Origin of the sequence: Larkinella fluvii, from assembly GCF_051857545.1 — a bacterium.
Lineage (GTDB): Bacteria > Bacteroidota > Bacteroidia > Cytophagales > Spirosomataceae > Larkinella.
In genome coordinates, this window is sequence record NZ_JBPZHB010000004.1 from 487,199 (window position 1) to 499,934 (window position 12,736).

Annotated in this window: 10 protein-coding genes; 4 read left to right on the plus strand and 6 right to left on the minus strand. The window is 51.7% G+C overall.

Features of this window, described 5'->3' with window-relative positions; translation table 11 throughout:
• Nucleotide 1 precedes the first annotated feature (1 nt).
• Nucleotides 2-1,330, minus strand: coding sequence for an adenylate/guanylate cyclase domain-containing protein (locus tag ACS5NO_RS12455; RefSeq protein ID WP_439415447.1), 1,329 nt, complete (start codon nt 1,328-1,330; stop codon nt 2-4).
• Nucleotides 1,331-1,543: 213 nt separating this feature from the next.
• On the opposite strand from ACS5NO_RS12455, the gene ACS5NO_RS12460 reads away from it, so the two are divergent.
• The 4 genes from ACS5NO_RS12460 to ACS5NO_RS12475 are packed head-to-tail and all read left to right on the plus strand — an operon-like array spanning nt 1,544 to nt 5,084.
• Nucleotides 1,544-2,956, plus strand: coding sequence for a CotH kinase family protein (locus tag ACS5NO_RS12460; RefSeq protein ID WP_439415448.1), 1,413 nt, complete (start codon nt 1,544-1,546; stop codon nt 2,954-2,956).
• Between the two features lie 8 nt (nt 2,957-2,964).
• Complete coding sequence (locus tag ACS5NO_RS12465) at nt 2,965-3,771, plus strand: polyphosphate polymerase domain-containing protein (RefSeq protein WP_439415449.1); 807 nt, start codon at nt 2,965-2,967, stop codon at nt 3,769-3,771.
• Nucleotides 3,737-4,399 (plus strand): DUF4956 domain-containing protein, encoded by a 663-nt coding sequence (locus ACS5NO_RS12470; protein ID WP_439415450.1) that lies wholly within the window; start codon nt 3,737-3,739, stop codon nt 4,397-4,399. Before ACS5NO_RS12465 ends, ACS5NO_RS12470 begins: the two co-directional genes overlap by 35 nt.
• Entirely contained in the window at nt 4,350-5,084 is a 735-nt protein-coding gene (locus ACS5NO_RS12475) for a DUF2490 domain-containing protein (protein ID WP_439415451.1), read from the plus strand. Before ACS5NO_RS12470 ends, ACS5NO_RS12475 begins: the two co-directional genes overlap by 50 nt.
• A 118-nt stretch (nt 5,085-5,202) precedes the next feature.
• On the opposite strand, the gene ACS5NO_RS12480 is transcribed toward ACS5NO_RS12475, so the two are convergent.
• The 5 genes from ACS5NO_RS12480 to ACS5NO_RS12500 all read right to left on the minus strand — a co-directional run bounded on the left by ACS5NO_RS12480 (nt 5,203) and on the right by ACS5NO_RS12500 (nt 12,379).
• Complete coding sequence (locus ACS5NO_RS12480; protein ID WP_439415452.1) at nt 5,203-6,315, minus strand: DKNYY domain-containing protein; 1,113 nt, start codon at nt 6,313-6,315, stop codon at nt 5,203-5,205.
• A 132-nt stretch (nt 6,316-6,447) separates the two neighbouring features.
• Nucleotides 6,448-7,155, minus strand: a complete 708-nt coding sequence (locus ACS5NO_RS12485) for a SanA/YdcF family protein (protein ID WP_439415453.1) — start codon at nt 7,153-7,155, stop codon at nt 6,448-6,450.
• Nucleotide 7,156: 1 nt separating this feature from the next.
• Nucleotides 7,157-9,817 (minus strand): DNA gyrase/topoisomerase IV subunit A, encoded by a 2,661-nt coding sequence (locus ACS5NO_RS12490; RefSeq protein ID WP_439415454.1) that lies wholly within the window; start codon nt 9,815-9,817, stop codon nt 7,157-7,159.
• Nucleotides 9,818-10,158: 341 nt separating this feature from the next.
• Nucleotides 10,159-10,797, minus strand: coding sequence for an NUDIX hydrolase (locus tag ACS5NO_RS12495; protein ID WP_114409576.1), 639 nt, complete (start codon nt 10,795-10,797; stop codon nt 10,159-10,161).
• Nucleotides 10,790-12,379 (minus strand): NAD(P)/FAD-dependent oxidoreductase, encoded by a 1,590-nt coding sequence (locus ACS5NO_RS12500; protein WP_439415455.1) that lies wholly within the window; start codon nt 12,377-12,379, stop codon nt 10,790-10,792. The genes ACS5NO_RS12495 and ACS5NO_RS12500 overlap by 8 nt, the downstream gene beginning before the upstream one ends.
• Nucleotides 12,380-12,736 lie beyond the last annotated feature (357 nt).

A 12,736-nucleotide genomic window follows, 5' to 3' on the forward strand; every position in this document is an offset into this window, starting at 1 on the left:
GTCAGGACAGTTTATACAATTCAACGCCATCTTCCATGCCTTTGACATCGACGACCCCCAGCAGTTCGGTCAGGGCCGGGTATTCGGACAATTCGTTGATCACATCCTGCGACACCAGCATGTTGGTGCCGTATACTTTGTTGAGTTGCTCGATGCGGGCGGCCAGAATGACCACGTTGCCGGTAATGGAGAATTGTTGCCGGGTTTCGGTGCCAATGTTGCCGATTACGGCATCGCCCACATGAACGCCAATGCCGACGCTGGTGGGAATGATGAGGTCTGCAAAGACGGCTTTTTTAATTTCATCGATGATTTCCAGACCGGCTTTGACCGCGTTTTCGGCGGGATTGTCCAGCGGAATTGGAGCGCCAAACGTAATCATGCAGCCGTCGCCCAGAAACTGGTTGACAATGCCGCCGTGGCGGTTGACCACGTCGACAATAATTCTGAAGAACGAATTCTGGTAGGCGACGACCTCATCGGCGGTGTGCTTATCGGCGTATTTGGTAAAATTTCGAATGTCCAGAAACAGCACGCTGACCTTCATGTGCTGGCTTTTGAGCATACCCTTTTCCTTGATGATCAGGTCCGCAATTTCGGGGGAAACCTGTTGGCCGAAGAAGGTAATCAATTGATTATGCGTTTCGTTGCCTTCGATGGAGGTTTTGATACTTTTCTGGATTTGCCGGGAAACAAAACCGGCACACGCCCCGCACAACACCAGAATGCCCGCTTTAACCCCGTAGGCAAACGCTACGGACATATACAGATCCAGTGAGTCGGCCACCAGCGACGGCTGCTCCAGCAGATACACACTCAGCAGCAGATACTCGAAACCCGCCACCAGACCGGTATAAAATGAAATCCAGAAATTGAGCCGGAGGGTGGAAAGAATAATGAAAAAGTAATACAGTGTGGCAAAGGGAGACAGCATAACCAGAATCGGGTGGTCGAACTTGTCCGAAATCAGGTACATCAACAGCGATATGGAGGTCACTTCAAACGTCGCGTTCAGGAATTTGGTGAATTGCGGCATGTGAATGCCTTTTTGCAGCCATCGGCGGAACAGATTCCAGATACTCAGTTCATACAGGCCCATGAAGAGCATAAAGCTGAAGACCACCCGCAGGACGTCCATCTTGGCCTGGTGTGGAAAGGCCGACTCGGGAATGAACGAGTGAAAAAACGAGGCAATCAGCACGCCAACACCGAAAACACTGGCCAGCAAACCCGCCCGTTGTTTTTCGCGTCGCAGGTTTTCCTGCGCAAAAGCCAGGTGAAAATACGGACTGATTTCGGGCTTCTCTTTTTTGTGGTAAACAAAGGTCATAGCGTCACGGTACTGGATTGGTTAACATGACAATGCTGCCCGCAATTTAATTCCAGGAAAATACGGTTCCCAGTCCAACCCTACGAAGCGACAAACGAGGGGAGTGAACCGCCAAAGTAGTTTCGTGAGCGGACAAAATTAGCGAAATACCCTTGCAACGCTTTCAGAAATTTGTACGTACGGTCAAATAATGATTCTCAACCGTACATGTGCATGACACCATCTCGCTTTCTTCTTCTTCTCGCTTTGGTTGGTACCGGTTTTTCCTGCCAGCAAAAAGCCATCGACATCGATCCGGGTTCGACCAATACGGACTGGACCACCGAATCGCACAGCAACGAGGTTGATCCGAATTATGCCGTCGTTTTTCCGCAGGAACAGGTCAATACGCTGGAAATAACCATGACTGCGGCCGACTGGACCGCGATCCGGGCGGACATGAAAACCAAGTTTGGCAGCGATTTTGGCAGCAGTGGCACAACTGGCGGAGGCATGGGAGGGGCAGGCGGTTTTGGCTCCGATGACCCCGATTATGTCGCCCTGCCGGTCAAATTTAACGGAAAAGTCTGGAACAAGGTTGGTTTTCGGCTTAAAGGAAACTCCAGTTTATCGTCGACCTGGCGATCCGGCATCTACAAACTCCCGTTCCGGTTGCACTTCGATAAATTTGAAGACGACTTCCCTGACATCAAAAATCAGCGGTTCTACGGTTTTAAGGAACTGTCGATGTCGCCGGCCTACAGTGATAATTCACTGATTCGGGAGAAAGTGGTGGCTGATATTTTTCGCAGTGCCGGTGTTCCGGCGGCCCAAACGGCTTTTTACAAAGTGTACATCGATTTCGGCGAAGGCCAGAAATACTGTGGGGTCTATACGATGGTCGAAGTGATTGATGATACGATGGTGAAGGACCAGTTTGGTGAAGATGACGGCAACATCTATAAACCGGAATCGACCTTTCAGCAGTTTACGCAGAGTCAGTTTGAAAAGAAGAACAACGAAACGGCGGCCGACTGGTCCGATGCCCAGGCTTTCGTGACCGCCCTCAATGCCACCACCCGCACCACCAATGCCGCTGAATGGCGGGCCAACCTCGAGAAAACGTTCAATGTCGATCACTATTTGAAGTTTCTAGCGGTCAACAACACCATCGTCAACTGGGATACCTATGGCGCGATGGCGCACAATTATTACCTCTACAACGCCCCGGCTGGCAAACTGACCTGGATTCCGTGGGATCACAACATGTCGATGACCAGCACTACGGGCGGGGGCGGCAACCCGGGCAATGGCGGGGGCGGGGGTATGCGGGCGGTTTCGATTTCCATGTCCGAAGTGACGAGCAACTGGCCGCTGCTCCGCTACGTGGCCAACGATCCGGTTTATTACGCCCGCTACAAAGAGCACGCCAAAACGTTTCTGGAAACCGTGTTTACAACCGCCAACATGAACGCGCTTTTTGAGAAAAATACCACCCTCATTTCGCCATTTGTCATCGGCCCGCAGGCTACCGAGACCGGCAAATACTCGAACCTGAGCAGTTCGGCCAACTTTACCAGTGCGCTGGGTGTCCTGAAAGCCCACGTGGTCACCCGCAACCAGGAAGTCAGTACGTTTTTAAAATAACCGTGTCCATGCGAACCCTTTTTCATGTCGATGTCCGGGAAATCGAAGCCCAGGCGAGTTCGTTTGCACCCATTGCGCTGGCCGACATGGAGGGCGTCCGGCTGATGAACCGCACGGACACCAAATTCATGCTGCCCCTGCACCAGTTGCCCCACTTGCTGACGGCGTTGCAGCCCCATTATGCCTGGCTGGAGATTGATGGCAACCGGCTTTGCACCTACGAAACGCTGTATTTCGACACCGATGAGTTGCGGTTTTACCATGACCATCGCACCCGGCGGCTCAACCGCTACAAAATCCGGCAACGGCATTATGTGCAGTCGAACCTCACGTTCACGGAAGTCAAGCTGAAAAACAACAAGGGACGGACCATCAAAACCCGCATTCCGAACGCCAGCCGCCCCGGCATGGGTTTCGACGAAGCGAGTGCGGCTTTTCTGATGCAAAATACCGGGTATGAAACCGCCCATCTGAGGCCGGTTTTGTGGGTGAATTATACCCGTCTGACGCTCGTCAGTCAGACGACGGCTGAGCGCCTGACGATTGATCTGGATGTCCGCTTTCGGAATGGAACGCAGCAGCGCGGCTATCCGCAGGTCGTGATTGCCGAACTGAAACAGGATGCGCTGAAAGCGTCGGAATTTCTGAAACTGATGAAGCAATACCGGCTGCGGGAAGGCTCGCTGAGCAAATACTGCCTCGGCCTGATCAGTCTTGACCACACCCTGAAGCAAAATCTTTTCAAACCGAAACTAAAACAATTACACAAACTCCTTGCCGATGACGCTCCTGTTGCAACACCTCTCTACGCCTGACACCCCGGGATTCGCCAACCTGCCGGATGGCGTTTTCACCCGATTGGGCCTCGATCTGTTTACGGTGGTTGTGCTGATCCGGCTGGTCTATTACCGCATTTACCGGAAAACTGATCTGTTCCTGACTTTTTTTACATTCAACCTCATCATTTTCCTGATCACGTTTCTACTGAATCAGGTCCAGATGTCGATCGGGGCGGCTTTTGGGCTGTTTGCGGTTTTTTCGATGCTCCGCTACCGAACCGAAGGGCTTTCGGCCAAAGACATGACGTACCTGTTCGTGGTGATTGCCGTCGGTCTGATTTCGGCGGTCAGCCAGGGAAGCGGGTACCAACTGGCGGTTATCAACGGCTTGATCCTGCTTTGTGTGCAACTGCTGGAGGGGAACTGGCTTTTCCGGCGCGAATTCAGCAAAACCGTCTTCTACGACCGGGTGGATCTGATCGTGCCGGGTCGGCGACCGGATCTGTTGCTGGACCTAGAAAACCGGACGGGGCTGGATATCCATCGGGTTGACATTCAGGGTATTGACTTTCTAAAAGATTCCGCTCAAATCACCATCTATTATTACCAGGACGATGCAAAACACGAATCCGTTCAAAAAGCAGCCGCTTCGCTTTTCCGCTAACCAGCTTCAGGCCGGACTGGTCGTCTGGTTGGTCGTGTTGCCCGTAATCGGCTGGTCACAAAGCACCGGTTTGGGGCTCTGGTCGGGGGTGAGTCTGGAGAAAAAGTTCACGAAGAAGTTTGCCCTGCAAGTTAACACGCAGCTTCGTTTCAGTGAAAATGTATCGGTAACCCGGGCGTTCCTGGGCGAAGCGGGACTGTCCTACAAGCTCAACAAATCCTGGGAAATCAGCGGTTTTTACCGCTACACGGGCCGCCGGAAGTGGAACAAGGAAACCGACGCCTACTACTACCGTCCTTACCACCGGTTTTACGGACAGATTACGTACGATCATAAAATCTGGAGAAACCTGAAACTGGATTACCGGCTTCGGTACCAGAACCAGTTTAAAGACGATGTTGAAGGGCTGGTGGCGGCCGGGAGTTATTTGCGGAATAAAGTCGAATTGTCGTATAAAAATCTTTCCCGACTGACTCCTTTTATCTCCGCTGATTTATTTTATCTGGTCGGCGTTGAATTTGATCAAATCCGCTATAAAGCGGGTGTAAGTGCCGATTTAACCAAAACGCAGAGTCTGGATGTAACGGTTTTCAAAGATGCTGCATTGAGCGGATCGGAAGAAAGCAGCGGGGCGGTAATTGGCGTAACGTACAAGGTTAAATTCGGATATAAAAGAAAAAAGTAGAGATGGAATAATTTTAGTTCTTTCGCTTTCGCCCTAAATCCCCTAAAGGGGACTTTATGCACACTTCGGTGTCCAAGTCTCCTTTAGGGGATTTAGGGCGAAAGCGAAAGTATCCAATTCACAATTCGTCATCACCGGCTTTTTTTAATTTCCCCTCATGGTATGCGTGTTTGGCATCAGCCGCATCCTGGTTATAGACATTTTCAACCAGTTTAAAGGTGGCCGGATCGGATTCTTTTATTTCTTTCCCATCGAAATAAACGTGCTCATTGTCTTTTGCATAACCGGATTCCAGGACGGTGAAGGTGGCCCGGTCACTGTTTTTTAGCGGTTTATCCTGGTAAAACACGGTTTTTTGATCCCGGGCATAGAAGTCGTTCAGCAGCTCAAAAGATGCCACGTCGGCTCCGGAAATTAGCTTATTCTGATAAAATACCTGCGTTGTATCTGCAACATAATCAAGGTGGTTCGGTTCAACCAGCCGGGCGGTGAGCGGGTCGGCACCGTTTAGTGGTTGATTTTTGTAGTAAACCCGGTTTTTATCTTTGGAATACGCAAGATCCAAAACCGCAAACGTTTGGGGGTCTGCTCCGGGAATAACCTGAGCTACCGGCAAGTTGCGGACCTTCGGATCGGCGTAATTGATCCAGCAATAAAAAACCTGGTTTCGGTCTTTGGCAAAGCCATGTCCAACGACTTCAAACGAAGGTCCGTCACTGTTCGGAATCATGGTAAGGGCGTAATAACCGGTTATTTTATCCTTGCAGAAGCTGTAGTCAAGGGGCTGGAGAGAAGCAATGTCGTTTACCGGGAACAGCACACCATCCGAATACCCATGTAATTTATCTTTGGCATATCCGTTCGATAACAGTTCGAAAGAAGCCGCATCGGCTTTCGGTAATCGTTTGATGCTATTTTTCCGGGAGGTGAAATACGTTTGGCCATCCAGGAAATTATCGCAGTAATAAACCGTGGATTTATCTTTGGCATAATGTTCGTCCAGTGCTTCAAAACTGGCTCCGTGGGCTTCGATGTAGCTTCCCCGGTAATAAGCTGCCACGGCATCCCGGGCAAAAACGGAGTTCAATTCCTCAAACGAATCGAGGTCTTCCAGGTTGACCTTGTTGCCTTTGTAGTAGACGGCCCCATTCTTCGTTTCATAGCCGGATTTTTTGCAGGAGAGCAGGAAACTGAAGCCCAGAACCGACAGGATCAAATAGACGAATTTCATGTTTGGTGTGCGTATTGGAAAGCACTTCAAAGGTAAAGAAGCCTTCAGCGATCACCTATTTGAAATGAATAGCCGGTGGGATTGAGCGCATAACTCGCGGTTTTCAGCAGTATTCCAGAGAAATGGATGACGCTATCGAATCTCTATATTTTCCATTTGGGGTTTTGGATGCACGATGTATACATCCAGAACGGCCAGGGGGCGGGCCAGGTATTCGCGAATCAGGGTACGAAACGAATAACCGCCGGGAATGTCCTGGGCGGCAAAGGCAATGGCGTCAATGTCCTGGTGGTTGCCAATGTAGAGGGCGCGGGCGTTGTGAAAATTCTGGGAGATGATCGTGATCTTGTCCTGATTGAACACCTGCTTGCAGCGTACCACCGAGTCGAAGGTGCGGTAGCCTGCGTAATCGAGGGTCATGTCGGCCTCCGGGATGCCCATCCGCAGCAGGGCTTTTTTCATGTCGGAGGGCTCGTTGTAATATTCCGAGTCGTTGTTACCGCTCAGAATGATGTGTTTGATTTTACCCACTTTCCAGAGTCGGGCGGTGGCTTCCATCCGGTAGCGGAAAAACAGATTCTCATTCCCGCTTTTTACGGATTTGCTGGTTCCCAGCACCAGACCGACTTCATTGGAAGGCAGGGAATCCATGTCGAAATAGACCTGACTCCGGGTGCTGTAGACAACCCAGAAATTACAAAGGAGCACGATGGTCACGCCTAGAAACGCCAGGGTAATGCAACCCTTGACGAGACGTTTCATCCGCGACACCCGAACCCGGGGTCTGACTCCTTTGTAATTGCCGGATTCCCGGTCAGTCGTGTACGACATTGGATTCATATCATGAAAACAAGCCTAATTGTTTGGCGGATGGCTCGGTTCCGTTGTCTTCCGTTTCGGGTGTTTCGTCCATCGGTTCGTCTGTTTCCGCTTCCACGACGATTAAGTTAGGTGTTATCGCGTTATTTTCCGCTATGTCCCGCTCATTATTGCGCCTTGGAGGGAGTAATTTCACTTCTTTCACTTTGGCAAATGGCAATTTCGCCCCCAAAGCCTTCCAACCCCGTACGTCGATGAAGCCTTCAGGCTCCAGCACCATTTTTTCGAGTGGCCCCTTGTCTTTCAACTGGTGAGCGATTTCGAAACGCGGAAACCGGTCGGCCGTAACCGCCATCAGCTTCGAGCCTTTTGTATCGCCAATGAAGCTGAATTTCTTGTCCTGTGTCGTGGTTTCAACCTTAAACCGCTTCACGTAATGCGATTTCTGGTTGACTTCGTAATAGATGGCCGACAGAATTCGCTCGCTATCGAACTTTTCAAGAACCGCAATTTCGGACGGTTCGTAGCGGTTGGTCAGGTTGTAGTTGGTCAGTTCATACTGCCCATCTTTATAGACCACCAAAATGCTCATACCGTTGTCGAAATTTCCTAAATATTTTCCGCGCTCGTCGCGGTTCAACCGGCCGAGGTGTTCGTCATACCAGATGTCGACGCCCCCGAGGGTGGAAACCCCACCCGATTTCAGGCTCACCTTCCGCACCGGATATTTGGTCAGGATATTGCCCTGCGCCGAGCGGTTTTTGATGCCAACTTCCGCAAAATTGTAGTCGAACTGCTTGATTTTGGCCGTACTCTGCGCCGTTAGGTTAATCGTCACCACCTCGGCCTCACCGTTGTCGTTGGCCGTAAACCACAGCACTTTCGACTTCGGATTGCCCATCGTCAGATCGTATTCCCGGTCGCGGGTCACGGCGGTGACACTGAACCGTTTGGCCATCGTAATCCCCGATTTTCCGTCAAGGTAAAGCAGGTTATAAACCTTGCGCTCGTCGTTCTTTTTAAAAACCGCGCAATAAATGATGTCCTTGCCCACGAAGGTTTTGTCCTGAATTTTGGTCACCAGACATTTGCCGTCGCGCCGGAAAACGATGATGTCGTCGATATCGGAACAATCGGAAACAAACTCATCCTTTTTCAAACCGGAACCGACAAAACCGCCTTCGCGGTCGACGTACAGTTTGGCATTGGCAGCCGCCACGACGTTGGCCGAAATGGTGTTGAAAGCCCGGATTTCGGTTTTCCGCTCGCGGCCTTTGCCGTATTTTTTCAGCAGATCCCGGTAGTAATTGATGGCGTAGCGGGTCAGGTTGGCCAGGTTGTCGTCAACTTCGGCCAGTTCTTGTTCCAGTCTCCGCATCAATTCCTCGGCTTTGAAACCGTCGTATTTCGAAATCCGCTTGATCCGGATTTCGGTCAGACGCAACAGGTCGTCCTGCGTAATTTCGCGGTAAAATTGCTTCTTGAACGGTTTCAGCCCTTTGTCTATGGTTTCCAGTACGGCCTCGAACGTTTCGCACTCTTCGATTTTGCGGTAAATCCGGTTTTCGATGAAAATCTTTTCGAGGGAGCTGTACAGTAGTTTTTCCAGCAATTCCGCCCGCCGGATTTGCAGCTCCCGTTCCAGCAGATCGACGGTCTGGTGCGTGTTGACCCGCAGAATGTCGGTCACCGTCACAAAGTGCGGTTTGTCCTTGATGATGACGCAGGCATTGGGCGACGCCGACACCTCACATTCGGTGAAGGCATAGAGCGCGTCGATGGTAATATCGGGAGAAACGCCGGGGGCCAGGTGAACGTGAATTTCAACATCCTTCGATGTCAAGTCTTCCACTTTCTTGATCTTGATTTTCCCGTCGTCGTTGGCTTTAATGATCGAATCCTTGATCGACGTTGTCGTGGTGCCGAACGGTATTTCGCGGATGATCAGCGTTTTCTTGTCAAATTCCTCAATTTTCGCCCGGATGCGGGCTTTTCCACCACGGCCCCCGTCGTTGTAATTGCTGACGTCGATGTAACCGCCGGTCAAAAAATCAGGGTATAAAGTGACCGGTTTGTCTTTCAGAATATTGATCGACGCTTCAACCAGTTCAATGAAGTTGTGGGGCAGAATTTTGGTCGAAAGACCCACGGCAATCCCTTCCACACCCATCGCCAGCAGCAGCGGGAATTTAACGGGCAGGGTCACCGGTTCTTTTTTCCGGCCGTCATAGGACAATTGCCATTCAGTGGTCTGCGGATTAAAAATGACGTCGTTGCCGAACTTCGATAGCCGGACTTCAATGTAGCGTGGGGCCGCAGCGCCGTCGCCGGTTCGAATATCGCCCCAGTTGCCCTGCGTGTCGAACACCAGATTTTTCTGGCCGATGGTGGTCAGCGCATCACCGATTGAGGCATCGCCGTGGGGGTGATACTGCATGGTTTGGCCGATGACGTTGGCCACTTTATTGAAGCGCCCATCGTCCATTTCTTTCAGGGCGTGCAGAATCCGGCGTTGTACCGGTTTCAGACCGTCTTCAACGGCCGGAACCGCCCGTTCCAGAATAACGTAGGATGCGTACTCTAAAAACCAGTTTTCGTAAAGGCCCGACACCACGGTTTGCTGGTGGAGGGTGTTTTCATTTTGATCTTCCGGTAAATCAGTTGGGTCCAGAATTTCGCTCATTCGAATGGATACGGATAAAAATCAATGGTAAATGCTATCGTTTTGATTGGGTCGGCGGGTAGAATGGCTCCGTCGATAGCTTCATAAAGATACAATAGTTTTCAAGAAAACCGGCCAGATTGAAGCAAAATGCGGGATTTAGGCCGTTTTCGAGACGTGTCTTTACGTCGCCGGGCAAAAAAGAACAAAAGAGATGCCGGTATTGCAGTCAGGCCTAAAAAGGTACTGTTTCCGGTTTTGCAAAGGTTTCAGTCGTATTCATTTGGCGATCCAGGGTATATGATACTTGTATCACAAATATAATAATTTTCAAATAGAATCCCAGCTCGGATTTTACTATTTTACTTCGGAACGGAATGAATGACCGTTAGCAATTCGCTGATCATCATGGCGGTTGCGCCCCACACTTTGAAACCCTGAATCTGGTAGAAAGGAGCGTCGATGAGGGTGCCTTTGATTTCAATTCCGTTTTCGCCGATGATGCTTTCGTCCATCAGTTCGTCTAACGATACCTCGACAACGTGTTCGACTTCGCGCGGGTCGGGGTAGAAATCCGGTCGGTAGGGAAGGATGCCCACCACGGGCTGGACGTAGAAATTACTGGGTGGAATGTAGATCTCGGTCAGCTTGCCCAGTACCTTCACATCCGTCACCCGAATGCCGACTTCTTCCTGAGCTTCCCGCAGGGCCGTACGAATCAGACTTTCGTCGGTGCGTTCCATACGGCCTCCGGGAAAGGCCATTTGCCCGGCATGGACACCATCGTACTGGGGGCGCAGAATCAGGGGTAAAAAAATCGAATTTTGATAGGGATAAAAGACAATCAGGACGGCACTCCGGCGGGTGCGTTCGTTCGGTTGCATTGCCATTCGCAAGCGCGACCGGGCTGCCATTTTCAGGTGGGCATCCGGGCCGGGCAGGGGTTCGGCCAGTCGTTCCCGCAGGGCGCTGGCAAAGCTATGAAACGAAGGATCAACCATAGCGTTTAATCAATTGTTCAGCACATTTTTCACCGTCCATGGCCGCCGACACAATACCGCCCGCGTACCCGGCACCTTCACTACACGGAAACAGCCGCCGGATCTGCACGTGTTCGAGCGTGTCGGGCTGCCGCGGAATCCGAACGGGCGACGACGTCCGGCTTTCCACCCCAATGAGCTGGGCTTCGTTCGTTACATAGCCACGCATCGACAGGCCAAACTGTTTCAAACCGGCTTTCAGAGGAGCGGCAATGGCTTCCGGCAACACCGTACTCATATCGGCCGGTTTCAGGCCGGGTTGGTAAGATGTGGGCAACAGGCTGGCCGAAACCCGCCCGTTGACGAAATCCGAAACCCGCTGGGCCGGTGCGGTTTGATCGCCCCCGGCCAACTGACAGGCGCGTTGTTCGAGTTCTTTCTGGTATTGCAAACCGGCTAGCGGGCCGTAGTCCCGGTATTTTTTCAAATCATTTTCGTGGATGGCCACCACCAGACCCGAATTCGCGAATTTCGAATCCCGGCGCGAGGGCGACATGCCATTGACCACCAGTTCGCCCGGCGCGGTGGCGGCTGGCACAATGAAGCCACCCGGACACATACAGAACGAAAAAACACCCCGCTCGATGCCTTTGTGACGTGTTTGCGTCACCAGACTGTAGGAAGCCGCCGGCAGGTAATCCCCCCGATTCGGGCGGTGGTACTGTACCTGGTCAATGAACGACTGCTGGTGCTCGATCCGGACGCCCATTGCAAACGGTTTGCTTTCGATGGTGATGCCTTTCTGCTGCAAGAGCGTAAACACGTCCCGCGCCGAGTGGCCGGTGGCCAGAATGACCCCCAATCCGGCTACTTCTTCACCCCGGTGAGTAACAACGCCCTTGATTTCGTTTTGTTCAACCAGCAAATCGGCCATGCGGGTATCAAACCGGATTTCGCCCCCCGCATCGAGAATGCTGTGCCGAAGCGCCATCACCACATCGGGCAGTTTGTTGGTACCAATGTGCGGATGGGCATCGACCAGAATCTGTTCCGTGGCTCCGTGGGCGACCAGAATTTCGAGAATCCGGCGAACATCGCCCCGTTTTTTGGATCGGGTATACAGTTTGCCGTCGGAATAGGTTCCGGCACCGCCTTCGCCAAAGCAATAATTGGATTCGGGATTGACAATGTGGTCTTTATTAATGGCAGCCAGGTCGCGCCGACGGGTCCGGACATCGCTGCCGCGTTCCAGCACCACCGGTTTGATCCCGAGTTCGACCAGCCGCAGTGCCGCAAAAAGCCCCGCCGGACCGGCCCCAACCACCACCACCTGCCGGGCGTTGCTGACGTTCGGATACGTGCGTTGGTAGGCAATCAGGGGGTGCGGTTTTTCGCCAACGTACACTTCGGCGTCGATATGAACTTTAATCTGCCGGGATCGGGCGTCGATGGACTGGCGCAGTTTCCGAACAACAGGACGTTCGGGTTCCGTTCCGGTCAGCAGATCCGACGGAATCAATAAACGGTTATAGACTTCCCGCTCGAAAGCCGCATCATCCAGGGCAATATCGGGTTCGAGGGTTAACGAAAGCGAATGAATCATACATGAAAATTCCTGCTTTATCAACAACACCACCGTGTTCAGGGTTCGCAGGTATTTCTTATATTATTTAGGTATTTTTTGGTAAAATTAGTCAAATAAGCGAATGTAACCCGGTCAGCGGTCGAAGATCATGACCGCGGTGGCTTTTATGATCCAAAATGCCGCATTGAAAAAACCAGCCACCTAAGTAATGAATTGATAAAAACCGCACTACTTTTACCAACCTTTCAGGCGCATTGGATCAGTCAAAAGCGCTATGAGTATTTGAAAAACAAGTAACCCGGTTTGCCACCGCGGTCAGGGTCTTCGACCGATTCGTCGGCCCGGCGCTGAACGGGTGGGCATGACGACAATCTC

What these genes read in the sequence shown, in the direction of transcription:
- ACS5NO_RS12485 (WP_439415453.1), bottom strand. Translation starts at nt 7,155, where the DNA reads ATGAATCCAATGTCGTACACGACTGACCGGGAATCCGGCAATTACAAA.
- ACS5NO_RS12475 (WP_439415451.1), top strand. Translation starts at nt 4,350, where the DNA reads ATGCAAAACACGAATCCGTTCAAAAAGCAGCCGCTTCGCTTTTCCGCT.
- ACS5NO_RS12490 (WP_439415454.1), bottom strand. Translation starts at nt 9,817, where the DNA reads ATGAGCGAAATTCTGGACCCAACTGATTTACCGGAAGATCAAAATGAA.
- ACS5NO_RS12500 (WP_439415455.1), bottom strand. Translation starts at nt 12,379, where the DNA reads ATGATTCATTCGCTTTCGTTAACCCTCGAACCCGATATTGCCCTGGAT.
- ACS5NO_RS12495 (WP_114409576.1), bottom strand. Translation starts at nt 10,797, where the DNA reads ATGGTTGATCCTTCGTTTCATAGCTTTGCCAGCGCCCTGCGGGAACGA.
- ACS5NO_RS12455 (WP_439415447.1), bottom strand. Translation starts at nt 1,330, where the DNA reads ATGACCTTTGTTTACCACAAAAAAGAGAAGCCCGAAATCAGTCCGTAT.
- ACS5NO_RS12480 (WP_439415452.1), bottom strand. Translation starts at nt 6,315, where the DNA reads ATGAAATTCGTCTATTTGATCCTGTCGGTTCTGGGCTTCAGTTTCCTG.
- ACS5NO_RS12460 (WP_439415448.1), top strand. Translation starts at nt 1,544, where the DNA reads ATGACACCATCTCGCTTTCTTCTTCTTCTCGCTTTGGTTGGTACCGGT.
- ACS5NO_RS12465 (WP_439415449.1), top strand. Translation starts at nt 2,965, where the DNA reads ATGCGAACCCTTTTTCATGTCGATGTCCGGGAAATCGAAGCCCAGGCG.
- ACS5NO_RS12470 (WP_439415450.1), top strand. Translation starts at nt 3,737, where the DNA reads ATGACGCTCCTGTTGCAACACCTCTCTACGCCTGACACCCCGGGATTC.